This window comes from Arthrobacter sp. SIMBA_036 (assembly GCF_046535135.1).
GTDB lineage: Bacteria > Actinomycetota > Actinomycetes > Actinomycetales > Micrococcaceae > Arthrobacter.
In genome coordinates this window covers 1-254 of the sequence record NZ_JAWRXG010000324.1, presented here as the reverse complement: position 1 = coordinate 254, position 254 = coordinate 1, and the positions used below count along the sequence as shown (strand labels likewise).

1 protein-coding gene is annotated in these 254 nt (G+C 32.7%); it reads right to left on the bottom strand.

The window, feature by feature from the left end; genetic code table 11:
* On the bottom strand, positions 1–254 hold a 254-nt coding region (locus tag SB659_RS20055; protein ID WP_410551691.1), incomplete at both ends, for a hypothetical protein.

The following is a 254-nucleotide window of genomic DNA, read 5'->3' as shown; positions in this document are numbered from 1 at the left end:
AACGTTCTACTGTTTGTCTTATACGCTTCTTGGAAGATACTTGCATTAAATTTATGCTTATCTGCAAGAGTGAATCCATAACTTAAAGCATTCGATACGTTAAAGTTGAAATAACGCACAGAACTTGAAGTCATTCTACCATTGGTATTAAAGCCATCACCATACACTGGAGATAAATATTCATCTTCTTCCGTTACAACATATTCCGGAGCAAAATTAAATTTATAATTTAAGCCTTTCAAGATGTTATATCC